Origin of the sequence: Pseudomonas sp. 21 (genome assembly GCF_000955805.1) — a bacterium.
In the GTDB taxonomy this organism is placed as follows: Bacteria; Pseudomonadota; Gammaproteobacteria; order Pseudomonadales; family Pseudomonadaceae; genus Pseudomonas.
This window is the reverse complement of record NZ_JYOA01000003.1, coordinates 193,302-217,699: the sequence shown is the minus strand read 5'-3', so window position 1 is coordinate 217,699 and position 24,398 is coordinate 193,302. Positions and strand designations below refer to the sequence as shown.

The following is a 24,398-nucleotide window of genomic DNA, read 5'->3' as shown; positions in this document are numbered from 1 at the left end:
ATGCTCTCCTCGAACGCAATGCACGTTAGCCTAACCAGCTTAAATAGAACTTAAACGCCTTTGACGGAATTTTCACATTCAACCTGCCGATTTCCAGTGCGGCAGGTCGAATAGAGCATCCGGCCAGGGCTCAATCGCCCTCGCCCGTCACGCCAAACTCGATCGGCGTCTTCACGTAGAACAGTTTCACACCCGCCTGGCGGATCACTTCGAAGATGCGTTCGGACTCTTCCTCGCTCACCGCCATGGTGACTTCCTGCGGCTGATCGGCCAGCTCGAAGAAATGCGCGTAGTGAATACGTCCGGTCTTGCCGAACCCTTCGCTCGCCGTCATCAGGGTGGCGCCGCGCACGCCTTGCCGGCGCGCTTCCTCCAGCAGCCATTGAGCCAGCGGCAGGCCGGCATGCTTGCGGTCCTGCTGGGTGAAGAACTTCAACTGGTAGCCGTTCATGTCTTCCTCCCGAAGGCCTCGCGGCCTCTATCTTGGCTGGGCAGCCTAGCGGCCCATCAACGCGTGCACCGACCAGAGCCCGGCCAGGGTCATCAGCAGGGAACCGGCGAGGTGCGTGGCAACGGTGCCCATCGCCCAGGCCAGGCGACCTTGCTGGAGCAGCACGACGACTTCGGCGGAGAAGGTGGAGAAGGTGGTGAGGCCACCGCAGAAGCCGGTGATGATCAGTAACCGCCATTCTGGCGCCAGGCCGGGGGAGTTGGCGAAGAAGGCGATGGCTGCGCCGATGATGTAGCCGCCGACCAGGTTGGCGACCAACGTGCCCGGCGGCATGGATGGCAGGAAGGTATTGAGCTTGAGCCCGAGCACCCAGCGCAGCAGTGCGCCAAGGGCGGCTCCGAGGGAGACGGCGAGAATGGGTTTCCACATGGTCCTGTCCTGGGGAAGGTGTTTTGGACAGGCCGCAGGCGAACGCCTACGCGCCTTTCCAGGTCTATGCGTAGGCATCATCAGCCACAGGGGCGGTTGAAGGAGGAATGCCATCTCCTGCGGCGCAGTCTGGCATATCCGACGCCCATGAAAAAGCCCCGCCTAGGCGGGGCTTTCTCTTACAGCAGGTGCCGGGTGGCTTACATCATGCCGCCCATGCCGCCCATGCCGCCCATGTCCGGCATGGCCGGAGCAGCCTTGTCGTCAGCCACTTCGGCAACCATGGCCTCGGTGGTGACCATCAGGCCGCCGATGGAAGCAGCAGCTTGCAGAGCCGAACGGGTGACCTTGGCCGGATCGAGGATACCCATCTCGATCATGTCGCCGTACACGCCGGTAGCAGCGTTGTAGCCGAAGTTGCCCGAACCCTGCTTGACCTTGTCGACCACGACGCTCGGCTCGTCGCCGGAGTTGGCAACGATCTGGCGCAGCGGAGCTTCAACGGCGCGACGCAGCAGGGCGATACCGACGTTCTGGTCTTCGTTGTCGCCCTTCAGGCCTTCGATGGCTTGCAGAGCACGAACCAGAGCGACGCCGCCGCCAGGAACCACGCCTTCTTCCACAGCAGCGCGGGTAGCGTGCAGGGCGTCTTCAACGCGGGCTTTCTTCTCTTTCATCTCGACTTCGGTGGCAGCGCCAACCTTGATCACGGCAACACCGCCAGCCAGCTTGGCCAGACGCTCTTGCAGCTTCTCACGGTCGTAGTCGGAGGAAGTCTCTTCGACCTGCTTGCGGATCTGCAGGACGCGAGCTTCGATGTCAGCCTGAGCGCCAGCGCCATCGATGATGGTGGTGTTTTCTTTGCTCAGGACGACGCGCTTGGCGTTACCCAGGTGCTCCAGGGTGGCGCCTTCCAGGCTCAGACCGACTTCTTCGGAGATGACGGTGCCGCCGGTCAGGATGGCGATGTCCTGCAGCATGGCCTTGCGGCGGTCGCCGAAGCCCGGAGCCTTGACGGCTGCGACTTTCACGATGCCACGCATGTTGTTGACGACCAGGGTAGCCAGGGCTTCGCCTTCGACGTCTTCAGCCACGATCAGCAGCGGACGGCCGGCTTTGGCAACGGCTTCCAGGACCGGCAGCATTTCGCGGATGTTGGAGATCTTCTTGTCGACCAGCAGCAGCAGCGGGCCGTCGAGCTCGGCCACCATGGTGTCCGGCTTGTTGATGAAGTAGGGGGACAGGTAGCCACGGTCGAACTGCATGCCTTCTACGACGGACAGTTCGTTTTCCAGGCCCGAGCCTTCTTCAACGGTGATCACGCCTTCTTTACCGACCTTGTCCATGGCTTCGGCAATGATGTTGCCGATGGAGTCGTCGGAGTTGGCGGAGATGGTGCCGACCTGGGCAATGGCCTTGGTATCGGCGCAGGGCTTGGCCTGCTCTTTCAGCTGGGCAACGATGGCCACGGTGGCCTTGTCGATGCCGCGCTTCAGGTCCATCGGGTTCATGCCGGCAGCGACGGCTTTCAGGCCTTCGTTGACGATGGCCTGGGCCAGGACGGTAGCGGTGGTGGTGCCGTCACCGGCAGCGTCGTTGGCCTTGGAGGCAACGTCTTTCACCAGCTGGGCGCCCATGTTCTCGAACTTGTCTTTGAGTTCGATTTCCTTGGCGACGGAAACGCCGTCCTTGGTGATGGTCGGAGCACCGAAGCTCTTGTCCAGGATGACGTTACGGCCTTTCGGGCCGAGGGTCGCTTTAACCGCGTCGGCCAGGACGTTTACGCCGACCAGCATTTTCTTGCGAGCGGAATCGCCGAACTTAACTTCTTTGGCAGCCATGTTCTGTTTCCTCTAAATCGAATTCGGTGGGGAGTGGACGGACTGAAATCAGTCTTCCAGGACAGCGAGGATCTCGGACTCGCCCATCACCAGCAGTTCTTCGCCGTCGACCTTGATGGCGTTGCTGCCGGAGTAAGGACCGAACACCACCTTGTCACCGACCTTGACGGCCAGAGCGCGAACTTCGCCGTTGTCCAGGACACGGCCGGCACCAACAGCGACCACTTCACCGCGGTTCGGTTTCTCGGCGGCGGAACCCGGCAGCACGATGCCGCCTGCGGTTTTGGTCTCTTCCTCGCTGCGACGGATGACGACGCGGTCATGCAGAGGACGAAGCTTCATAGTCGTAACTCTCCCAAACTGTGATTTCCAACGGCCAGATCGATGCCCGGCAGGTTTTATTGAATCCGGCGTTGCCGGTTTGCGTCCCGGCTGGCGAGACGCGTAAAGAGCAGCCTGTTCATGCGACAGGGACCTTGCGGTGACCGGTACATAAGGTCGCTACAAGGCATTTCAAGGGTGTGACGAAAAAAATTTTGCAAACGGCGGGTGCTCGCGGCGGCCGAAACCGCCCGAAACTCAACGCAGGCGGTCGCGGTCTTCCTCGCGGCGCTGGTACTCGCCTTCGATCACGCTGGGGCCACCACGTTGCTGGGCAGCCGGATCGTCGGCGAAGGCCCGACGGCGCTCGGCCTGTTCCTGCATGCGCTGGCGCACACGGCCAAGCATCAGGCGGCGGGTGAAGGGAATCAGGCAGAGCAGGCCGATGGCATCGCTGATGAAGCCCGGCAGCATCAGCAGGCCACCACCCAGGGCGATGACCAGGCCTTCGAGCATTTCCTGTTCGGGCAGCTCGCCACGATTCAGGCGCTCGCGGGCACGCAGCGCAGTGGCGACGCCGGCCACGCGCAGCACCGCCGCGCCGATGAAGGCGCCGGCGATGATCAGCAGAAGGGTCCAGCCCACGCCGATCACGCTGCCGACCTTGATCATCACGGCCAGCTCGATCAGCGGGAACAGAAGAATCAGGAAAAGAGGAACTCGCATCGATGTTTCCTTGGCGGGGCATTTACCCAGATAACGGGAAAGGTGGCGACGTCCCGCGCCAATTTCAAGGGAATGGCCGGGGATTGTTCAAGCCTGGATGACTTCACTCCCCGGCCAGACGTCCGCCCTGGCCAACTGCACCAGCGCCTGGCGCACCGCGCCAGGATTGTCGCAGGGCGCCGGGAACGGCAACCAGTGCAGGCCCTGGCCGATGCGCAGATGGAAACCTTCGGTATCAATTCCCGCCAGCTGCGGATCCTTGCCAGCGGGCAGCCCGGCCAGCTCGACGTAGTGTTCGATGGCGCTGGCATGGTCGCTGTTCATGTGCTCGACCATGCTCCTTTCCGCCTCGCCGACGAAGGGGTTGGCCAGCGGCACGCTGTCGGCGCCCAGCCAGTGGATATCGCCGAAGCCGCCGATGAAGCGCCACTGCACGGGCTCGAGTACCCAGAAATCGAAGTCGTGGACGATGTGGTAATCCTGCGAGCCGGGGAAATAGCGGTAGTAGCGCTCGGCGGCGCCGGCGATGGCATCGACGTCCTCGATCAGCAGCGCCTCGGCCAGCAGGGTCAGGCGGCCGGCGGCCTGGATGTCGTCGACGCCGCGCTCGCCAATGAGCAACGAGCATTTGCCGTCCATCTGCAGGTTGTGAGTGTGCTGGGCGATGCGACTGATCAGGATCAGCGGCCGGCCCGCCTCGTCCAGGCAATACGGCACCACGGAGCCGAAGGGGAATCCGGGCCACTTCTTCGAGTGGGTGGAGAGGACGCCGCGGTATTCCTTGAGCAGCAGTTCTCGGGCATGCTTGGCAGCTTTCACGCTCAACTTATGACTCCTCGCAAAGAATCCGTCGTAAACGGACGGGCAGGGCTGACTCTGTGCACAGCTGCCGGCGGGGCCTTTCACCAGAAACTGTTCGTGGGGTTGTTCCGATGCAATTGAAAGACAAGGTCATCATCATCACCGGTGGCTGCCAGGGCCTGGGCCGCGCCATGGGCGAATACCTCTCCGGCAAGGGCGCGCGCGTCGCGCTGGTTGACCTCAATGCCGAAAAACTGGACGAAGCCGTGGCTGCCTGCAAGGCCGCCGGCGGTGACGCCCGTGCCTATCTGTGCAACGTCGCCAATGAAGAACAGGTTACCCACATGGTGGCCCAGGTCGCCAGCGACTTCGGCGCCATCAACGGCCTGGTGAACAACGCCGGCATCCTGCGCGATGGCCTGACCATCAAGGTCAAGGACGGCGAGCTGAGCAAGATGAGTCTGGCCCAATGGCAGGCGGTGATCGACGTCAACCTGACCGGCGTGTTCCTCTGCACCCGCGAAGTGGCGGCGAAGATGATCGAGCTGAAGAACGAAGGCGCGATCGTCAACATCTCCTCCATCTCCCGCGCCGGCAACATGGGCCAGGCCAACTACTCAGCCGCCAAGGCCGGCGTCGCCGCCGACACCGTGGTGTGGGCGAAGGAACTGGCGCGCTACGGCATCCGCGTGGCGGGTGTGGCCCCGGGCTTCATCGAGACCGACATGGTCGCCAGCATGAAACCCGAAGCGCTGGAGAAAATGACCTCCGGCATCCCGCTCAAGCGCCTGGGCAAGCCGATGGAAATCGCCCACTCGGTGGCCTACATCCTCGAGAACGACTACTACACCGGCCGCGTGCTGGAGCTGGACGGCGGCCTGCGTCTGTAATTCGCCCGCCCATGAAAAAGCCCCGCCATGTGCGGGGCTTTTTTGTGCTTTTTGTAGGAGCGAGCTTGCTCGCGAACGTTTCCCCGCCGTCGTTGGGGTTGTTCGCGAGCAAGCTCGCTCCTACATAAATCGGCGTTACCAGCCCACGCCCAGGCCAACGGTGTAGCGGCGCTCGTTGACGTCGCCATCGTTGCCGCTGAGCTTGTCCCACTCGGCCTTCAGGCTCAGGGACGCCCAGGAGGTCAGCTTGTAGCGGATGCCCGCCTCGCTCTCCAGTTCGTAGTCCACGTTGGACTCCAGCGGCTTGCTGACTTCGCCATTGGTGAACAGCTCGAACTGCTTGGCCAGCAGGTAGCGGTTGTAGTCCCATTTCAGGCTGGTGCTGTAGAAGTGGGATTTCTCGTCGTCGACGAACTCGTAGTCGTTGCGGTTGACCAGCGTGGCCAGGGAGAACGCGCCCAGTTCATTGTCCCAGAACTGGTAGCCCGGGCCGGTACCGATGGTGCGCTTCTTCTGCAGGTCCTCGATCCAGTCGCGCTTGTACTGCGCCTGCCCCTGCCAGAACCAGTGCTCGTCGAGGAAGCGGTCGAGGGCGTACTGCGCCGAGTAGTTGTCGGTGCTGACCTGATTGTCCTTCTTCTCGCGGTTGTATTCGCCCTGCAGGTTGTGGCGCCAGCGGCCGTGTCGGGCATTGGTCTTGAAATCGATGTCGTAGTCCTCGACATCGTTCTCCGCCTGCTTGTGGTCCAGGGAGAAGTCGACATTGCCGGTCCACACCCAGTCTTCCAGGATCGGCTTGGGCGGCATCATCTGTTCGATCTTCGCCAGCTCCACCGTACGCGCCTCGCCGTTGACCAGCGTGACCTTGCCATCGTCCGATGCCTTGATGCCCTTGGAATGCTCGCCGGTTTCCTCGTCGTACTTCACCAGCAGGTTCTGGTCGGTCTCGAGGGTCTTGATCTTGTCCCATTTCAGGGTGATCTCCCCGCCATAGTCGGTCGCCAGCAACAGCTTGCCGCCGTCGAACAGCTTGATGGTGCCGGTCAGGCGGTCACCATTCTTCAACCAGACGGTATCGGCGACAGCGGAAAGGGAACAGGAAGCCAAGGCAATGGAGAGCAGGGTTCTAGACAACATGAGCCTGATTCAACTGGACAAAGTGGGCAAAAAGCCGGGCATTATCCAGATACCCGACGCTAGAGCAACGACTGACAGACCCGGCGGCATAGAGTTCATCATTACTGACAGAAGGACCGGAAACTTCCTTCATTTAGCCGCAGGCATTTGCCTACCACAGGCTTCGCTATATCCTGACCTGGCCCCCACCGAAGCGACCGTCATCCATGCCCGAGCGCAAAGTCTCCGCCTCCTCCGCGGACCTGACGCAGGAAAGCCTGCAGACTCGCCGCGAGGCCATTTTCCTGGTGATCGCCCAAGTACCGGAAGGGCACGTGATCACCTACGGCGACGTGGCCAAACTGGCCGGGCTGGGACGCTCTGCACGCCTGGTGGGCCGCATCCTCAGCCAACTGCCCGAAGGCACCCGCCTGCCCTGGCACCGGGTGATCGCCGCCGGTGGCCGCATCAGCCTGCCCATCGGCACGGTTTCGGGTAACGAACAGCGCGCACGATTGCGTGCAGAGGGTGTCAGAATCCATAACGATCGGGTGGACATACGTCGGCACGGCTGGCCTAGCGGCGAGCAGTCCTAGTAGAGTTCGCGTAATTTTTCGTCCTGCTGGAAAACACCCCCCATGAAAGAGCATTCCTGGCGCGAGGCATGGATTGCCTACAAGTCTCCCGCCAGCCTCGCGCTTTTGCTGCTGGGTTTCGCCGCCGGCCTGCCGTACATGCTGGTGCTCTCCACCCTCTCGGTGTGGTTGCGTGAAGCGGGTGTCGCTCGGGAAACCATCGGATTCGCCAGCTGGATCGGGCTGGTGTACGCCTTCAAGTGGGTGTGGTCCCCCATGCTCGACCAGTGGCGCCTGCCCTTCATCGGTCGCCTGGGTCGTCGCCGCTCCTGGCTGGTGTTCTCCCAGGGACTGATCGCCATCGGCCTGCTCGGCATGGCCCTGTGCAACCCGCAATCGCACCTGAACTGGCTGATCGCCCTGGCGATGGTGGTGGCCTTCGCCTCGGCCACCCAGGACATCGCCATCGACGCCTACCGTCTGGAAATCGCCGAGAACACCCGCCAGGCCGCGCTGGCCGCGTGCTACATGACCGGCTACCGGGTCGCCGTGCTGTTCGCCACCGCTGGCGTGCTGTTCCTCGCCGAGTGGGCAGGGTCCAGCGCCCTGCACTACAGCCAGTCGGCCTGGGCGCTGACCTACGCGGTGTGCTCGCTGGCCATCCTGCCCGGCCTGATCACCACCCTGCTGATGAAAGAGCCGCCGGTGAACGTGCAGCCGCAGGCCGGCAGCTCGGCCTTTGCCTTCAATCACCAGTTGCTCTCGGTGCTGACCCTGCTGGTGCTGCTGATCTCCGTGCCGGCCATGCTCACCGCACTGACCGCCCAGGCCTGGCCACGGGCCGCGCTGTACGGAATCTTCATCGGCATCTGCATGACGCCGCATGGCCGCCGGCAGATCCGCCCGGTCCGCGAACTGCTGTCGAAGGTACGCCGTCCGCTGCTGCTGGCCGTGCACGGGCGCGGCTTGCCGCAATTCGACTTCGTCCACCAGGCCGTTTCGGTGATCGTCCTGATCATCCTGTTGGTCACCGGCACCGCCTTCATCAACATGGCCGAAGCCGGCAAGTGGTGGCTCGCCATCCTGTACCTGCTGATCGCCCTGAGCTGCATTTCCGCTCCCGGCCGCCTGCTGATGGCGCCGGTGCTGACGCCCATCACCGAGTTCGTCCGCCGCTACCGCTGGCAGGCGCTGCTGCTGCTTGGGCTGATCTCCACCTATCGCATGTCCGACACCGTCATGGGCACCATGGCCAGCGTCTTCTACATCGACATGGGTTTCTCCAAGGACACCATCGCCACCGTCAGCAAGCTGTTCGGCGTGGTCATGACCCTGGTGGGCGCCGCGGCCGGCGGCGTGCTGATTGCCCGCTTCAGCATCCTGCCGATCCTGTTCATCGGCGGCGCGGCATCGGCGGCGACCAACCTGCTGTTCGCCATGCTGGCGCAGATGGGCGCGATCGACGACCCGCACCTGATGGGGCAGAACGTCTTCGCCCTGCTCAAGGTGCTGGAGCCCCACGTCACCATGCTGGTGGTGACCATCATGCTCGACAACTTCAGCGGCGGCCTGGCCACCTCGGCCTTCGTCGCCTACCTGTCGAGCCTGACCAACCTGAAGTTCTCCGCCACCCAGTACGCCATGCTCAGCTCCACCATGCTGCTGCTGCCGCGCTTCATCGGCGGCTACTCCGGCGCCATGGTCGAGGGCATGGGCTACGAGCGGTTCTTCTTCTTCACCGCCCTGCTCGGCGTACCGACGCTGCTGTTGATCGGCTGGCTGTGGCTGCAGCGCAAGAACGACATGACCAACGGCGCCGCCGAGGAAGCCAGCGAAGCACCAGCGCAGCAAGCCAGCGCCGAACGCCACTGAACTGGCTGATGAAGCAACGCCCATGAAAAAGGCCGGCAAATGCCGGCCTTTTCCGTTCTGCGTGAGGGATCAGTCCGCCAGGACGGCATCCTCTTCACCCTTGACCACGCGCACCACCTTGTTTGGAGCCAGGTCGATGCCAGCGTCGCGCAGACGCAGGCGCACCTGCTCGTTGAGCATGAAGGTGACGGCCCAGTAGTCGGAGTTGGCGGTCCACAGGCGCAGCGACAGGGTCACCGAGTTCTCGCCCAGGCCCGCGACCACCACCACCGGCGTCGGCGACTTGAGTACGCGCGCGTCCTCCGCCAGCTCCTTGAGGATGGCACGAGCGCCCTCCAGGTCGGCGTCGAAGGCCAGCTTCACATCGAAGGTCACCTGGCGGGTCGTCTGGGTCGAGGTGTTGGTGATGATGCCGTTGGACAGCGCGCCATTGGGCACGATCACCGTACGGTTGTCACCGGTGCGCAGCACGGTGTGGAAGATCATGATGTTGTCCACCGTGCCGGAAACGCCCTGGGCTTCGATCCAGTCGCCGATCTTGAACGGGCGGAACAACAGGATCAGCACGCCGCCGGCGAAGTTCGACAGGCTGCCCTGCAGCGCCAGACCGATGGCCAGGCCGGCGGCACCGATGGCGGCGACGAAGCTGGTGGTCTGGATGCCGATCATCGACGCCACGCTGACCATCAGCAGGATCTTCAGGATGATGTTCACCATGCTGCCGATGAAGCCCTGCAGCGTCCTGTCCACATGCTTGGTGGACAGCAACCCGCCGATACGACGGGTGAACAGGTTGATCACCCACCAGCCGATCAGCAGGGTCAACAGCGCCAGCACGGCATTGCCCAGGTAAGCCAGGACGACCGGCGTCCAGGCCTCCGCACTGTTCATGATCTGCTCGTAATTCATATCCATGGATGCAGGCCCCTTGTCTATTGCCATTCCAAAAACAAAACCGCCATGGCAAGCCATGGCGGTCGGGAGTTCGCCGAGCGACTCTATTACTGCGACGTCGCGCGGGCGCTGAGGTTCCGCAGCTCTTACAGAGCAGCGCGCATCAGTCGCGGAAGTTGTTGAACTGAAGCGGCATGCCGAGGGATTCACCCCGCAGCAGCGCGATGGCTTCCTGCAGGTCATCACGCTTCTTGCCGGTGACACGGACCTGCTCGCCCTGGATGGCGGCCTGGACCTTGAGCTTCTTGTCCTTGATCAGGGCGACGATCTTCTTCGCCAGATCCTTGTCGATGCCCTCGCGGAAATCGACTTCCTGCTTGACCACCTTGCCGGAGGCGAAGGAGTCCTTGATCTCCATGCACTGCGCGTCAATCTTGCGCTTGACCAGGCTGGAGCGAAGAATGTCGAGCATCTGCTCGAGCATGAAATCCGCCTCGGCGGTCAGGGTGATGGACTTTTCCTTGGCCTCGAAGCTGCACTTGCCCTTCAGGTCGAAACGGCGGTCCAGTTCCTTGGTGGCGTTATCCAAGGCGTTGGTCAGTTCGTGTTTGTCCAGTTCGGACACCACGTCGAACGAAGGCATGACATCTCTCCAGATGGACGGCGCGATGCGGTTCACAGTCAGCATCGAGCCTGGCTTGACGATAAAAATGCGCGGTCATTATAACTGACAGACAAGACCGCGCCCGGCCTCTGACACTGAGAGTCGGCATTTCCCACTCGTTTGCGAGATATTCATTTCCATGCCAACCAACCATCTCAGCATTCTGGTGGTCGACGACGCCAAGTTCTCCAGCGCCATGATCGGCCGCGCGCTGAGTCAGGCCGGCTATCAGAACGTGCGCTTCGCCAGCAGCGCCAGCGAAGCGCTCGACCTGCTGGAAAAGGAGCCCGTGAGCGTCCTGCTCGCCGACTGGCTGATGCCCGAGATGGACGGCCTGGAGCTGACCGCACGGGTACGCCAGCTCGACGAGAGCGGCGACCACTACACCTACATCATCCTGCTCACCGGCAAGGAAGGCGACAACGCCCTGGCCGAAGCCTTCGACCGTGGCGTGGACGACTTCGTCAGCAAGTCGGCGATGAACGAACAACTGGTGCCCCGCGTACTGGCCGCCGACCGCCTGAGCAACACCCTGCAGCGCCTGCTGATGGAAAACCGCCTGCTCACCCAGAACATCACCAGCCTGGAAGAGCGCAACCTGGTGGACAGCGCCACCGGCCTGGGCAACCAGCGTTACCTGAAGCAGAAACTGGCCGACAGCATCCGCCAGGTGGAATCCCGGGGCGGCGCGGTGTGCTACATGCTGATCGGCCTGCCGGAGCTGGCCGAGCTGGGGCAGAAGCACGGCCAGTCATTCCAGAACGAGCTGCTCCATGGCGTCGCCCGGCGCCTGCAACAACTGGTGCGGCCGCTGGATGTCCTGGCGCGCATCGATGACCAGCACTTCGCCCTGATCACCCTGCTCGAAGACCTGCAGGAATGCTCACCCAGCAGTTTCCGCCGCCTGCACGAAGGTCTGAACCTCAAGGCGTTCAAAACCAGCGAAGGCTTCATCACCCTCAAGGCCGGCATCAGCCTGGTGGGGCTGGACGCCAAGGCGCTGCCCCTGGAGGTCGAACAACTGATGCAGCAAGGCCGCGCGCTGCTGCCCGATGCCTTCGCCAGCGGACGAATCAACGCCAGCCGCCTGACCGGCCTGCGCTAAACTTCGCGGTAAGCCCCCGAAATTGCGAAGTTCCTCCCATGACCTGGACCATCCTCGGCGCCGGCAGCCTCGGTTGCCTGTGGGCCGCCCGCCTGTCCCGCGCCGGCCTGCCGGTGCGCCTGTTGCTGCGTGACCGCCAGCGCCTCAACGCCTACCGCGCCCTTGGCGGCGTCACCCTGGTGGAAGACGGCCGCGAGAGCCTCTACCCGATTCCGGCGGAAACTGCCGCCCAGGGCGCGCCGATCCAGCGCCTGCTGCTCGCCTGCAAGGCCTACGACGCGGAATCCGCTGCCGCCAGCGTGGCCGCGCGCCTGGCCCCCGGCGCCGAGCTGATCCTGCTGCAGAACGGCCTGGGCAGCCAGCAGGCGGTCAGCGCCCACCTGCCGCGCGCACGCTGCCTGTACGCCTCCAGCACGGAAGGCGCATTCCGCGAAGCCGACTTCCGCGTGGTCTTCGCAGGCCAGGGGCAGACCTGGCTGGGCGACGAACAGGGCGGCCCCGAGCCGGAATGGCTGGCCGACCTGCGCCGCGCAGAGATTCCCGTGCAGTGGAGCGACGACATCCTCGAACGCCTGTGGCGCAAGGTCGCGCTGAACTGCGCGATCAATCCGCTCAGCGTGTTGCACCAGTGCCGCAACGGCGAACTGGCCAGCCACCCGGATGAAGTTGCCGGGCTGTGCGACGAATTGGGCCAACTGCTCCACGCCACCGGCTACCCCGCCGCCGCACGGGAGCTACAGAGCGATGTAGAGCGCGTGATTGCCGCCACCGCAGCGAACTTCTCCTCCATGTACCAGGACGTCGCCAAGGGCCGGCGCAGCGAGATCGCCTACCTGCTCGGCCACGCCTGTCGCGAGGGTGATCGCCTGCACTTGGCCCTGCCGCAGCTGCGGGCCCTGCATGAGCGACTGCGTGCCTACCTGGTGGCGCGCGGATTGCCCGACACCTGATCGCGGGCTACCCTGCCCGCCTCCCCTGTTTCTACGAAAGCGCCCATGCCTTCTCCCATGAACCTGCGCCAGCGCCTGGAAGACCTGCCGGTCGGCCAGAAGATCCTCGCCGCCCTGCTGGTGCTGCTGGCGACCGTGATGCTGGTGGCCAACCTCGCCTTCATCAGCGCGGCCTACTGGATCTCCCAGGACAGCGTCGCGCCCCAGGCGCTGCAGACCATCGGCCGGCTGATCGCCAATCCGGCGCTCAGCGAGCCGGCGCTGTCCTCGCCGACCCAGGCCCAGGTGCTGCTGCGCCAGCTCGACGACTACCAGCCGCTGCGCGCCGCCGCACTCTATGACAGCAACGGCGAGCGCATCGCCCAGACACCCAGCAACGGCCCCATCGCCCTGCCCGAGCGCCTGGACCACCTCGAGCGCTGGCGCCAGCACGAGTACCGCCTCAACGCCTTGTTCGAACTGCCCCAGGCCGGCCGCAACAGCGGCTACCTGCTGCTGGTGGCGAGCAGCGAGCTGCCCGGCGCCTTCTACACCGGCACTCTCACCGCCAGCCTGGTCATCCTCGCCGTCTCGGTGCTGCTCTGGTTGCTGATCGCCCAGCAGATCCGCCGCCTGATCACCCGGCCGATCCGCAGCCTGGAAGAGCTCTCGCGCCAGGTTACCCGCGAGGAGAACTACGCCCTGCGCGCCGAGCGCGGCAACGCCGACGAGATCGGCCGCCTGGCCGACGCCTTCAACACCATGCTGACCCGCATCGAGGCCCGCGAGCAGCAGCTCAAGCGCGCCCGCGACGACGCCCAGGAAGCCGTGGAGCAGGCCCAGTCGCTGGCCGAGGAAACCCGCCGCTCGAACCGCAAGCTGGAACTGGAAGTCCAGGTGCGCAGCAAGATCGAGAAGAAGCTCACCGGCTTCCAGCACTACCTCAACAGCATCATCGACTCCATGCCCTCGGCGCTGATCGCAGTGGACGAGCAACTCTACGTCACCCAGTGGAACCAGGAGGCCAGCCAGCTCTCCGGAACCAGCCTGGACGACGCGGTGAACCAGCCGGTGTTCCTCGCCTTCCCGTCGCTCAAACCCTTCCTGCCACAGCTCACCCGCGCCGCCGAGCAGCACAAGGTCGAGCGCGTCGAGCGGGTCACCTGGGCGCTCACCGACGCCCCACGCCACTACGCCCTGACCTTCTACCCGCTGATGGGCGGTACCGGCCGTGGCGCGGTGATCCGTATCGACGACATCACCGACCGGCTGGGGATGGAAGAGATGATGGTGCAGTCGGAGAAAATGCTCTCCGTCGGCGGCCTCGCCGCGGGCATGGCCCACGAGATCAACAACCCGCTGGGCGCCATCCTGCACAACGTGCAGAACATCCGCCGGCGCCTGTCGCAGGACCTGCCGAAGAACCTCGAAGTGGCCGGCGAAGTCGGCGTGCGCCTGGACGACCTCAACCACTACCTGGAGGCGCGGGAGATTCCCAAGCTGATGGATGGCATCCAGTACGCCGGTTCCCGCGCGGCGAAGATCGTCACCCACATGCTCTCCTTCAGCCGCCGCAGCCACCGCCAGATGGCTGCCTGCGAGCTGCCGGCGCTGCTGGAGCAAGCCGTGGAGATTGCCGGCAACGACTTCGACCTCACCGGCGGCTTCGACTTCAAGTCGCTGGAAATCGTCCATGAGTACGATCAGCGCCTGGGCCCGGTACCGGTGATCGCCAATGAGATCGAACAGGTCCTGCTCAACCTGCTGAAGAACGGCGCCCAGGCCATCCACCTGCGCGACGACGAGGAAGAAGGCGAGTACGGTCGCATCACCCTGCGTACCCGCCTCAACCCACCGTGGGCAGAAATCCACGTGGAGGACAACGGCTGTGGCATGCCGGAGAACGTGCGCAAGCGCATCTTCGAGCCCTTCTTCACCACCAAGGAAGTCGGCCAGGGCACGGGGCTGGGCCTGTCGGTCTCGTACTTCATCGTCACCAACAACCACAAGGGGCAGATGGAGGTGCAGTCCGAGCTGGGCGTGGGTACCTGCTTCACCATCCGTCTGCCGCTGGCCGCCGAGATTTCGCCGCCGCTGCCCCTATTGGCGCAGGGCGACAAGGAGCACTAAGCCATGGGCAATCGCCTGTCGAAGATCTACACCCGTACCGGCGATGCCGGAGAAACCGGCCTGGCCGATGGCCGCCGCGTGCCCAAGCACCACCCACGCGTGGAAGCCATGGGCGCGGTGGATGAGCTGAACAGCCACCTCGGGCTGCTGTTGGCCGGGCTGCACGAAGCGCGCAGCAGTGCGCTGGAAGAAGTGATCGGTGTGTTGGCGCCGATCCAGCATCGCCTGTTCGACCTGGGCGGTGAGCTGGCGATGCCGGAATACCGCGCGCTGAACGATGCCGAAGTCGAGCGCCTGGAGCAGGTGATCGACCGCTGGAACGACGAACTCGGGCCGCTGAAGAACTTCATCCTGCCCGGCGGCTCGCGCCTCGTCGCCCTCGCCCACCTGTGCCGCGCCCAGGCACGCAACGCCGAGCGCCGCTGCCAGCAGCTGAATGCCGAAGAGCCGCTGGAAGGCGCGGGCCTGCGCTACTTGAACCGCCTGTCCGACCTGCTGTTCGTCGCCGCGCGCTTCATCGCCCGCCGCCAGGGCGTGGAAGAGATTCTCTGGCAGGCTGCGGAAAAGCCCGCCTGACGACCATCCAACCTGTAGGAGCGAGCTTGCTCGCGAACCGCCCAGCACCTCAGCCAGGCCTGTTCGCGAACATGGGCTAGGCGCCCCCTCGCTCCTGCAAAGCCGCTCACTCAGCTGTAGGTCAGCCCTCGGCCTTCGGCCAGAACGCGCGAATTCCCGCCACGCCCTGGGCTCCGGCCTGCCAGGCACGCTCCAGGTCCTGCGGACCGACGCCGCCGAGCAGGAACACCGGCTGGTTGAAGCCATCGATCAGCTCCGCTGCCGCTTCCCAACCCAGCGCCGGCTCGCCCGGATGGCTCTCGGTGGGCTGCACCGGCGACAGGGTGACGAAATCCACACCCATGCGTGCCGCCAGCTCCAGCTCTTCCGCGCTGTGGCAGGAGGCCGCGAGCAGGCGCTCGCGGGGGAACGGCCGACCATTGGGCGCGTACTTGCGCAGTTGCTCGGAGGTCAGGTGCCAGCCGGCCGCCGGGAAGTCGCCCAGCCACTCCAGCGGGCCCTTGAGCATCAGCTGCGCCTTGCCGGCGCACAGGCCTTGCACGTCGACGGCGAGGTCACGGTACTCGGGGCTGTACATGTTCGGCGCGCGCAGCTGGATCAGGCGGATGCCGCTGGCCACTGCGGCGCGCACGCCCTGGACCAGTTGAGGAATTTCCAGGCCGTCGGGGGTGATCAGGTAGCGATCGGGCAGGCGCGCAGCCTGCACGATGGGCTCGTTGGCCGCCGGGAACTCATAGTCCGCCAGGTCGCGCGGGGCGACCCAGGCCAGCGGCTGGCCTTCGGCACCGTGGGGGGCGCCGGAAAAAGCCGAGACTTCCCACACATCCAGCAACACGTGCTTGTCGCTGTAGTCGTGCTGCACCCGGATCAGCGGGCGCGCCTGCTCGACGTCAATGCCCAGTTCTTCCTTCAGCTCGCGGGCCAGGGCGACCGGCACCGCTTCGCCCTCTTCCACCTTGCCACCGGGAAACTCCCAGAGGCCGCCCTGGTGCTTGTCGTCCGGACGGCGGGCGATCAGCACCCGGCCATCGAGTCCGCGAATCACGGCGGCGGCGACATGTACTCGTTTCACAGTGCTACTCCTCAATCCGATTCAGGCAAGGCCCGCGCAGGCGGGCATTCTACCGTCATTGGCCGCCGGGTTCAGGCACGTTCGACCATCGCCGCGTCCAGCCACGGGCGGAAGGCCGGCCAGGCGTAGATCGCATCGACGTAGTTCTGCGCCTCGATGGGCAACGTCACGCAGTAGCTGCGCAGGCGGGTGGCGATGGGTGCGTAGAAGGCATCGGCGATGCTGGCATGGCCGAACAGGAACGGGCCGTCCTGGCCGAACTGCTGGCGACACAGAGCCCATAACTCGACAACGCGGGCGATATCGGCTTCCACCGCTTCGGGCACCTCGGCCAGCGGCTGGTTGCGCTGGATGTCCATGGGCATGTGCGAGCGCAGCGCCATGAAGCCACTGTGCATCTCGGCGCAGACCGACCGCGCCAGGGCGCGGGCCGCTTCGCCACGGGGCCAGAGGTGCGCTTCAGGGAAGCGTTCGGCGAGGTATTCGGCAATCGCCAGGGAATCCCAGATCAGCCCGTGCTCGCACTTGAGCGCCGGCACCTTGCCGCTGGGCGAGTGCTCGCGGATGCGCCGCGCGGTGTTCTGGCCGCCCAGGGGAATCAGGATTTCCTCGAACTCGGCGCCGGTGAGCTGCATGGCCAGCCAGCCGCGCAGGGACCAGGAGGAGAGATTCTTGCTGCCGATGATCAGGGTAAGGGACATGGTCGCGGTGCTCGTCAGGGTCAATCAGAAGACCTTAGGGCGAGCGAGCCATGAAAACAAATTCCCGATTTTCATCCTTCGATGAAAATCGGGAATGCAAGGCGCACGAGGCGCCAGCGCGAGCTCCGCGCCAGCGCTGACGCGTCGATCAGGTACGGTATTCCGCGTTGATCTTCACGTACTCGTGGGACAGGTCGGTGGTCCAGATGGTCTCGCTGCAGGTGCCGCGGCCGAGATCGATGCGGATGGTGATCTCTTCCTGGGCCATCACCTTCGCGCCCTGGTCCTCGGTGTAGCTGGTGGCGCGGCAGCCACGGCTGGCGATGGCCACGTCGTCCAGGAACACGTCGATCAGGCTGACATCCAGGTCGGGCACGCCGGCACGGCCGACGGCGGCGAGGATACGCCCCCAGTTCGGGTCGGAAGCGAACAGCGCGGTCTTGATCAGCGGCGAGTGGGACACGGCGTAGCCGACGTCCAGGCACTCCTGGTGAGTCGCGCCGCCGTTCACCTGCACGGTGACGAACTTGGTGGCGCCTTCACCGTCACGGACGATGGCCTGGGCCAGCTCCATGGACACTTCCAGCACAGCCTGTTTCAGTGCGGTGAACAACGCACCGGAGGCGGCGGTGATTTCCGGCAGCGCGGCCTGGCCGGTGGCGACCAGCATGCAGCAATCGTTGGTGGAGGTGTCGCCGTCGATGGTGATGCGGTTGAACGACTTGTTCGACGCGTCGCGCAGCAGGTCCTGCAGCACGCCCTGGGCAACCTTGGCGTCGGTGGCGATGTAACCGAGCATGGTGGCCATGTTCGGCTTGATCATGCCGGCGCCCTTGCTGATGCCGGTGACGGTGATGGTCACGCCGTCGTGCTGGAACTGGCGGCTGGCGCCCTTGGGCAGGGTGTCGGTGGTCATGATGCCGGCGGCGGCGTCGGCCCAGTTATCCACAGACAGGTTAGCCAGCGCGGCGGGCAGCGCGGCTTCGATCTTCTCGACCGGCAGCGGCTCGCCGATCACGCCGGTGGAGTACGGCAGCACGGCGTTTTCCGACACGCCAGCCAGCTCGGCCAGCTTGGCGCAGGTGCGGGTGGCATTGGCCAGGCCCGGCTCGCCGGTGCCCGCGTTGGCGTTGCCGGTGTTGGTCAGCAGGTAGCGCACCGGGCCCAGGAAGCGCTTGCGCGCGAGGATCACCGGAGCGGCGCAGAAGGCGTTGGTGGTGAACACACCGGCGACGGTGGAGCCTTCGGCGCAGCGCATCACCACGATGTCCTTGCGGCCGGGTCGTTTGATGCCGGCAGAGGCGATGCCGAGTTCGAAACCGGGGACCGGGTGCAGGGTGGACATGGGGCCGAGACCAACAGCCATGTGGCGCGCTCCTATCGAGTCAGTGAATCATCTAATCAGTGGATCAAATGAGAAAAACGCCGCGAGCGGCAGGGCCGGTCGCGGCGTTGGTTTCAGGGTCGGGAGGGGTTATTCCACCTGACCGTGGCAGTGCTTGTACTTCTTGCCCGAACCGCAGGGGCACGGCTCGTTGCGGCCGATCTTCGGTTCGTTGCGGACGGGTTCCATCGGCACCACGTTGTCGGCCGGGACTTCACCCTCTTCCTCCGGCTCGCCGGTCACCTGATCCATGGACGGCGCGGCGGCGTGCTGGAACTGCATGCGCTTGGCCATTTCCTCGGCTTCGCGGCGCAGGCGGGCTTCTTCTTCGGCCGGGTCTTCGCGGCGAACCTGGACGAAGGACAGCACGCGGATGGTGTCGCGCTTGATGGAGTTCAGCAGTTCCTGGAACAGGTTGAAGGACTCGCGCTTGTATTCCTGCTTCGGGTTCTTCTGCGCGTAGCCACGCAGGTGGATACCGTGGCGCAGGTGATCCATGGTGGACAGGTGGTCCTTCCACAGGTCGTCCAGCACGCGCAGCAGCATCTGCTTCTCGAAGGTCCGCAGGGCTTCGGCGCCCGCCATGTCTTCCTTCTCGTTATAGGCCGCGACCAGCTCGGTGAGGATCTTCTCGCGCAGGGTTTCCTCGTAGAGCTTCTCGTCGTCGTCCAGCCACTGCTGGATCGGCAGCTTCAGGCCGAAATCGCTGTACAGCGCGGCTTCCAGACCGGCGACGTCCCACTGCTCTGGCAGCGACTGCGGCGGGATGTGCTCGCTGACGGTGTTGTTCAGGGTCTCTTCGCGGAACTCGACGATGGTCTCGCCGATGTTGTCGGCCGCGAGCAGGGTGTTGCGCATGTGGTAGATCACCTTGCGCTGCTCGTTGGCGACGTCGTCGAACTCCAGCAGTTGCTTACGGATATCGAAGTTGCGGCCTTCGACCTTGCGCTGCGCCTTTTCGATGGCGTTGGTCACCATGCGGTGCTCGATCGCCTCGCCCGGCTGCATACCGAGAGCCTTCATGAAGTTCTTCACCCGGTCGGAGGCGAAGATGCGCATCAGGTGGTCTTCCAGCGACAGGTAGAAGCGGCTGGAGCCCGGGTCGCCCTGGCGACCGGCACGGCCGCGCAGCTGGTTGTCGATACGGCGGGATTCGTGGCGCTCGGAGGCGATCACGTGCAGGCCGCCCGACTCGATGACCTGCTGGTGACGCTTCTGCCAGTCGGCCTTGATCTGCGCAACCTGCTCGTCGGTGGGGTTCTCCAGCGCGGCGACTTCCACTTCCCAGTTGCCGCCCAGCAGGATGTCGGTACCCCGACCGGCCATGTTGGTGGCGATGGTGACCGAGCCCGGACGACCGGCCTGGGCGATGATCTCGGCTTCCTTCTCGTGGTACTTGGCGTTCAGTACCTTGTGCTCGATGCCGGCGTTCTGCAGCAGCTGCGAGACGTATTCGGAGGTCTCGACTGAAGCGGTGCCCACGAGGATCGGACGGCCCAGCGCCTGGCACTGCTGCACGTCGGTGATGATGGCGGCGTACTTCTCGTCCTGGGTCAGGTAGACCAGGTCGTTGAAGTCCTTACGGGCTACCGGACGGTGGGTGGGGATCACCACCACGTCGAGGCCGTAGGTCTGGCGGAACTCGAAGGCCTCGGTGTCGGCGGTGCCGGTCATGCCGGCCAGCTTGGTGTAGAGGCGGAAGTAGTTCTGGAAGGTGGTCGAGGCCAGGGTCTGGCTCTCGGCCTGGATCGGCAGGTTTTCCTTCGCCTCGATGGCCTGGTGCAGGCCTTCGGAGAGGCGGCGGCCCGGCATGGTACGGCCGGTGTGCTCGTCGATCAGCAGGACCTGGTCGCCCTGGACGATATATTCCACGTTGCGGTGGAACAGGGTGTGGGCGCGCAGCGCGGCGTAGACGTGGGTCAGCAGGCTGAGGTTGTGCGCCGAGTAGAGGCTCTCGCCCTCGGCCAGCAGGCCGTTCTGGGTCAGCAGCTCCTCGACGTAGGCATGGCCCTGCTCGTTGAGTTCGACCTGACGGGTCTTCTCGTCAATGCTGTAGTGGCCCTGCTGGGTCACCTGGCCTTCGACTTCCTCGATGTGGCGCTTCAGGCGCGGGATCAGCTTGTTGATCTTGATGTACAGCTCGGAGCTGTCTTCGGCCTGGCCGGAGATGATCAGCGGAGTCCGCGCCTCGTCGATGAGGATGGAGTCCACTTCGTCGACCACGGCGAAGTTCAGTTCACGCTGGAACTTGTCTTCCAGGCTGAACGCCATGTTGTCGCGCAGGTAGTCGAAGCCGAATTCGTTGTTGGTGCCGTAGGTGATGTCGGAGGCGTAGGCAGCGCGCTTCTCTTCCGGCGGCTGGAACGGGCTGACGATACCCACGGAAAGGCCGAGGAACTCGTACAGCGGACGCATCCAGTTGGCGTCGCGGCGGGCCAGGTAGTCGTTCACGGTGACCACGTGCACGCCTTTGCCGGACAGGGCGTTCAGGTAGACAGCCAGGGTACCCACGAGGGTCTTGCCCTCACCGGTACGCATCTCGGCGATCTTGCCTTCGTGCAGGGTCATGCCGCCGATCAGCTGGACGTCGAAGTGGCGCATGCCCATCACGCGCTTGCCGGCCTCGCGGGCAACGGCGAAGGCTTCCGGAAGGATCTGGTCGAGGGTCTCGCCCTTGGCGACGCGTGCCTTGAACTCTTCGGTCTTGGCCTTCAGTTGCTCATCGGAAAGCGGGACCATCTGGGGCTCGAGTGCATTGATGGCCTGGACCAGCTTGGCCATGCGCTTCACTTCGCGCTCGTTCTTGCTTCCAAAGAGTTTTTTCAACAAAGGCGCAAACATATCGACTGGGTCATCCGAACTGGAGAATTGGAGGGCTGCCCGACTGGCTGGCCGCGGCGCGGAACGGCAATGAAGCGGGCATTCTACCCGGAAACTACCGGGAAAAAAGTGCCGAAGTCATCCTCCGAAGCTTCGCATTCTGCGAGCTTGGGGGCAATGCATGGGCGGACAACTTTGGATCCGAGTGGGTGATATGGTGACGCAGCCGGGCAACTTCAAGGGTGGACGGTGGCATCTGGCCCTGAGCGCATCTGTTACCATCCTTCTTCATTCACTCCCGGTTGCTCTCGATGGCCTTCCGCCCCCTGCCCGCCAAGGCGATGACCAAGCTGCTGCGCGAAGCCAAGCCGCTGCAGTCGCTGTTCGCCCAGGCGCAGCGCCTCTCGCGTCTTCAGGAACTGCTCGACTCGCAACTGCAGCCCGCCGCGCGCCCTTACTGCCGCGTCGCCTCCTGGCGTGAAGGTAGCCTGCTGCTGGTGGTCACCGATGGCCACTGGGCCACGCGCCTGCGCTACCAGCAGAATCGCCTGCTGCGACAACTGGCCTCGTTCGAGGAGTTCAGGGGCCTGGCGCGCATCCTGTTCAAGGTGCAGCCGGTGATCCAGGCACCAACCCGGGTGAATACCAACCGCATCACCGAGTCCGCCTCCGCTACCCTGCACGAGGCCGCCGAAGGCATCAGCAATCCGCAACTCAAGGCCGCCCTCGAGCGCCTCGCCAGCCGCAGCCGCAAACCGCCGGAAGCGGACCAGGAATAAAAGCGCAGGCATAAAAAAAGGCCACCCGAGGGTGGCCTTTGAAGTTGTAGCTGAAAGGAGGAGGTTTCCTTATACGGCCGCAGCGGGTCGCATATAGGAGATCGGCGCAGTCTTGGCGTCCTCGAAGGTCACCACTTCCCAAGCGTCCTTGTCTGCGATGAGGGTGCGCAGGAGACGGTTGTTCAGGGCGTGACCGGACTTGTAGCCGATGAACTCGCCGATGAGGCTGTTACCCAGCAGGTACAGGTCACCAATGGCGTCCAGGATCTTGTGCTTGACGAACTCGTCCTCGTAACGAAGACCGTCTTCGTTGAGCACTCGATACTCGTCGACCACGATGGCGTTCTCCACGCTGCCACCCAGAGCCAGGTTCTGGGAACGCAGCATCTCGATGTCGCGCATGAACCCGAAGGTACGGGCGCGGCTGACTTCCTTCACGAAGGAAGTACTGGAGAAATCCACCACGGCTTTCTGGGTGCGACCACGGAAGACCGGGTGATCGAAATCGATCTCGAAGCTCACCTTGAAGCCGTCGAACGGAACGAAGGTGGCGCGCTTGTCGCCCTCTTCCACCGTTATTTCGCGCTTGATGCGGATGAACTTCTTGGCCGCTTCCTGCTCTTGCAGGCCAGCGGACTGGATCAGGAATACGAAGGGACCTGCGCTGCCGTCCATGATCGGTACTTCCGACGCGGACAGCTCGACATAGGCGTTGTCGATACCCAGGCCGGCCATGGCCGAGAGCAGGTGCTCCACGGTATCCACCTTGATGTCACCCTTGATCAGGGTGGTCGACATGGTGGTTTCGCCGACGTTCGAGGCCCGGGCGGGAATTTCCACCACAGGGTCGAGATCGGTCCGGCAGAACACGATGCCAGTATCGACGGGAGCCGGCTTCAGGGTCAGGTAAACCTTTTCCCCGGAGTGCAGGCCGACACCGGTCGCCCGGATGATGTTCTTCAAGGTGCGTTGTCTGATCATGGCTTTGGCCGCTTTCGCGCAAGTTGCGAACTGTTGTCAACAATGGGCGGCGATGATAGCAGAACCGCCCTTTGCTGAACACCAATCACATTGATACTCCTGATAAATCGACTCAATCGGCCTGACGACGCAGGAAGGCCGGGATGTCCAGATAGTCCAGATCGTCCTGCGGATTCAGCTTGGCCGCGGTGGCTGCGCCGCCGTGGCTCTGGTTGCGCATGACGGTCGGACGGTCCAGGTCACGGTAGTTCACCGACTGCTGCTCGCGCTGAACCGGAGCCTGGGTGCTGACGGCCTGGGTCTGAACGGTGTTGTCGACGACCTTGACCGGCTTCTCCAGGCGAGCGCCCAGACCGGTGGCAACGACGGTGACGTGCAGCTCGTCGCGCATGTCCGGGTCGATCACGGTGCCCACTTTCACGGTGGCGTGCTCGGAAGCGAACTGCTCGATGATGTTACCCACGTCGGAGTACTCGCCCAGGGACAGGTCCGGACCGGCGGTGATGTTCACCAGGATGCCACGGGCGCCCTGCAGGTTGACGTCTTCCAGCAGCGGGTTGCGGATCGCGGCTTCGGTAGCCTCGCGAGCGCGGTTCGGGCCGCTGGCGCAGCCGGTACCCATCATGGCCATGCCCATTTCGCTCATGACGGTTTTCACGTCGGCGAAGTCGACGTTGATCATGCCCGGGCGCTTGATGATGTCGGAGATACCGCGAACGGCACCGGCCAGTACATCGTCAGCCTTGGCGAAGGCGGCCAGCAGGCTCGCGTCCTTGCCCAGGATGGTCAGCAGTTTTTCGTTCGGGATGGTGATCAGCGAGTCGACGCTTTCAGCCAGCGAGCGGATGCCTTCATCGGCGATCTGCATGCGCTTGCGACCCTCGAACGGGAACGGACGGGTCACCACCGCAACGGTGAGGATGCCCATCTCCTTGGCCACTTCGGCGATGATCGGTGCAGCACCGGTACCGGTACCGCCACCCATGCCGGTGGTGATGAAGACCATGTCGGCGCCTTCCAGGACTTCGGCGATACGCTCGCGGTCCTCGATGGCGGCCTGGCGGCCTACTTCAGGGTTGGCGCCAGCGCCCAGGCCCTTGGTCACACCCGGGCCGAGTTGCAGTACGGTGCGCGCGGCGATGTTCTTCAGCGCCTGCGCATCGGTGTTGGCGCAAATGAATTCGACGCCATCAACGTTGTTCTTGGCCATGTGGTTCACGGCATTGCCGCCGCCACCACCTACGCCGATCACCTTGATGACTGCTGTTTGCGGGACGTTATCTACCAGTTCAAACATTTCCCCTCTCCTTCCTTTCTAGTTGTGTTGCCTACGTTTACCGC

The 24,398-nt window shown here is 64.1% G+C and carries 23 protein-coding genes and 1 riboswitch; of the genes, 8 read left to right on the top strand and 15 right to left on the bottom strand.

Annotated elements, in window-relative coordinates; translation table 11 throughout:
• Window positions 1-130: 130 nt before the first annotated feature.
• The 6 genes from UB43_RS06630 to UB43_RS06605 all read right to left on the bottom strand — a co-directional run bounded on the left by UB43_RS06630 (window position 131) and on the right by UB43_RS06605 (window position 4,593).
• Entirely contained in the window at window positions 131-451 is a 321-nt protein-coding gene (locus tag UB43_RS06630; RefSeq protein ID WP_045209651.1) for a DUF190 domain-containing protein, read from the bottom strand.
• 45 nt (window positions 452-496) lie between these two features.
• The gene (gene crcB, locus UB43_RS06625) at window positions 497-880 is read right to left on the bottom strand and encodes a fluoride efflux transporter CrcB (protein WP_045209650.1); all 384 of its coding nucleotides are present in this window, start codon (window positions 878-880) and stop codon (window positions 497-499) included.
• A 64-nt stretch (window positions 881-944) separates the two neighbouring features.
• Window positions 945-1,007, bottom strand: a riboswitch (Fluoride riboswitch).
• Between the two features lie 73 nt (window positions 1,008-1,080).
• Window positions 1,081-2,721: a chaperonin GroEL gene (gene groL, locus UB43_RS06620; RefSeq protein WP_045209649.1), complete on the bottom strand. Its 1,641-nt coding sequence runs from the start codon at window positions 2,719-2,721 to the stop codon at window positions 1,081-1,083.
• 48 nt (window positions 2,722-2,769) lie between these two features.
• Window positions 2,770-3,063: a co-chaperone GroES gene (locus UB43_RS06615; protein ID WP_009617968.1), complete on the bottom strand. Its 294-nt coding sequence runs from the start codon at window positions 3,061-3,063 to the stop codon at window positions 2,770-2,772.
• 237 nt (window positions 3,064-3,300) lie between these two features.
• On the bottom strand, window positions 3,301-3,768 hold the full coding sequence (locus UB43_RS06610; RefSeq protein ID WP_024764084.1) for an FxsA family protein: 468 nt from the start codon (window positions 3,766-3,768) through the stop codon (window positions 3,301-3,303).
• Window positions 3,769-3,855: 87 nt separating this feature from the next.
• Window positions 3,856-4,593: a HugZ family protein gene (locus UB43_RS06605; RefSeq protein WP_045209648.1), complete on the bottom strand. Its 738-nt coding sequence runs from the start codon at window positions 4,591-4,593 to the stop codon at window positions 3,856-3,858.
• A gap of 107 nt (window positions 4,594-4,700) precedes the next feature.
• On the opposite strand from UB43_RS06605, the gene UB43_RS06600 reads away from it, so the two are divergent.
• Window positions 4,701-5,459, top strand: a complete 759-nt coding sequence (locus tag UB43_RS06600; RefSeq protein WP_045209647.1) for an SDR family oxidoreductase — start codon at window positions 4,701-4,703, stop codon at window positions 5,457-5,459.
• Between the two features lie 135 nt (window positions 5,460-5,594).
• Here the strand turns inward: UB43_RS06600 and UB43_RS06595 are convergent, their stop codons facing one another.
• On the bottom strand, window positions 5,595-6,596 hold the full coding sequence (locus UB43_RS06595) for a DUF481 domain-containing protein (RefSeq protein ID WP_045209646.1): 1,002 nt from the start codon (window positions 6,594-6,596) through the stop codon (window positions 5,595-5,597).
• 206 nt (window positions 6,597-6,802) lie between these two features.
• Between UB43_RS06595 and UB43_RS06590 the strand changes: the two genes are divergently transcribed.
• Window positions 6,803-7,171, top strand: a complete 369-nt coding sequence (locus UB43_RS06590) for an MGMT family protein (RefSeq protein WP_045209645.1) — start codon at window positions 6,803-6,805, stop codon at window positions 7,169-7,171.
• Between the two features lie 42 nt (window positions 7,172-7,213).
• A complete protein-coding gene (locus UB43_RS06585) occupies window positions 7,214-9,022 on the top strand; it encodes an AmpG family muropeptide MFS transporter (RefSeq protein ID WP_045209644.1) in 1,809 nt (602 codons plus the stop codon).
• Window positions 9,023-9,091: 69 nt separating this feature from the next.
• On the opposite strand, the gene UB43_RS06580 is transcribed toward UB43_RS06585, so the two are convergent.
• Together UB43_RS06580 and UB43_RS06575 are read right to left on the bottom strand one after the other, a co-directional pair.
• Window positions 9,092-9,937, bottom strand: a complete 846-nt coding sequence (locus UB43_RS06580; RefSeq protein ID WP_045209643.1) for a mechanosensitive ion channel family protein — start codon at window positions 9,935-9,937, stop codon at window positions 9,092-9,094.
• A gap of 142 nt (window positions 9,938-10,079) precedes the next feature.
• Entirely contained in the window at window positions 10,080-10,559 is a 480-nt protein-coding gene (locus UB43_RS06575) for a YajQ family cyclic di-GMP-binding protein (RefSeq protein ID WP_045209642.1), read from the bottom strand.
• Between the two features lie 160 nt (window positions 10,560-10,719).
• On the opposite strand from UB43_RS06575, the gene UB43_RS06570 reads away from it, so the two are divergent.
• The 4 genes from UB43_RS06570 to UB43_RS06555 are packed head-to-tail and all read left to right on the top strand — an operon-like array spanning window position 10,720 to window position 15,320.
• A complete protein-coding gene (locus tag UB43_RS06570) occupies window positions 10,720-11,685 on the top strand; it encodes a response regulator (protein WP_045209641.1) in 966 nt (321 codons plus the stop codon).
• Window positions 11,686-11,723: 38 nt separating this feature from the next.
• On the top strand, window positions 11,724-12,635 hold the full coding sequence (locus UB43_RS06565; RefSeq protein WP_045209640.1) for a putative 2-dehydropantoate 2-reductase: 912 nt from the start codon (window positions 11,724-11,726) through the stop codon (window positions 12,633-12,635).
• 57 nt (window positions 12,636-12,692) lie between these two features.
• The gene (locus tag UB43_RS06560; RefSeq protein WP_045209639.1) at window positions 12,693-14,744 is read left to right on the top strand and encodes an ATP-binding protein; all 2,052 of its coding nucleotides are present in this window, start codon (window positions 12,693-12,695) and stop codon (window positions 14,742-14,744) included.
• Window positions 14,745-14,747: 3 nt separating this feature from the next.
• Window positions 14,748-15,320 (top strand): cob(I)yrinic acid a,c-diamide adenosyltransferase, encoded by a 573-nt coding sequence (locus tag UB43_RS06555; RefSeq protein WP_045209638.1) that lies wholly within the window; start codon window positions 14,748-14,750, stop codon window positions 15,318-15,320.
• Window positions 15,321-15,441: 121 nt separating this feature from the next.
• Here UB43_RS06555 and UB43_RS06550 read toward each other — a convergent pair whose 3' ends face one another.
• From UB43_RS06550 to secA, 4 genes are all read right to left on the bottom strand, one after another.
• Window positions 15,442-16,392, bottom strand: coding sequence for a Nudix family hydrolase (locus tag UB43_RS06550; RefSeq protein WP_045209637.1), 951 nt, complete (start codon window positions 16,390-16,392; stop codon window positions 15,442-15,444).
• 71 nt (window positions 16,393-16,463) lie between these two features.
• Window positions 16,464-17,093: a glutathione S-transferase family protein gene (locus tag UB43_RS06545; RefSeq protein ID WP_045209636.1), complete on the bottom strand. Its 630-nt coding sequence runs from the start codon at window positions 17,091-17,093 to the stop codon at window positions 16,464-16,466.
• Window positions 17,094-17,241: 148 nt separating this feature from the next.
• Window positions 17,242-18,459, bottom strand: a complete 1,218-nt coding sequence (gene argJ / locus UB43_RS06540) for a bifunctional glutamate N-acetyltransferase/amino-acid acetyltransferase ArgJ (RefSeq protein WP_045209635.1) — start codon at window positions 18,457-18,459, stop codon at window positions 17,242-17,244.
• Window positions 18,460-18,567: 108 nt separating this feature from the next.
• Complete coding sequence (gene secA, locus UB43_RS06535; RefSeq protein WP_045209634.1) at window positions 18,568-21,318, bottom strand: preprotein translocase subunit SecA; 2,751 nt, start codon at window positions 21,316-21,318, stop codon at window positions 18,568-18,570.
• A gap of 290 nt (window positions 21,319-21,608) precedes the next feature.
• Here secA and UB43_RS06530 point away from each other — a divergent pair, with 290 nt between their 5' ends.
• Window positions 21,609-22,076 (top strand): DUF721 domain-containing protein, encoded by a 468-nt coding sequence (locus UB43_RS06530; RefSeq protein WP_045209633.1) that lies wholly within the window; start codon window positions 21,609-21,611, stop codon window positions 22,074-22,076.
• A gap of 69 nt (window positions 22,077-22,145) precedes the next feature.
• Here UB43_RS06530 and lpxC read toward each other — a convergent pair whose 3' ends face one another.
• Both lpxC and ftsZ read right to left on the bottom strand, forming a co-directional pair.
• Entirely contained in the window at window positions 22,146-23,057 is a 912-nt protein-coding gene (gene lpxC, locus UB43_RS06525) for a UDP-3-O-acyl-N-acetylglucosamine deacetylase (protein WP_045209632.1), read from the bottom strand.
• 112 nt (window positions 23,058-23,169) lie between these two features.
• Window positions 23,170-24,354, bottom strand: coding sequence for a cell division protein FtsZ (gene ftsZ, locus UB43_RS06520; RefSeq protein WP_045209631.1), 1,185 nt, complete (start codon window positions 24,352-24,354; stop codon window positions 23,170-23,172).
• Window positions 24,355-24,398: the final 44 nt, after the last annotated feature.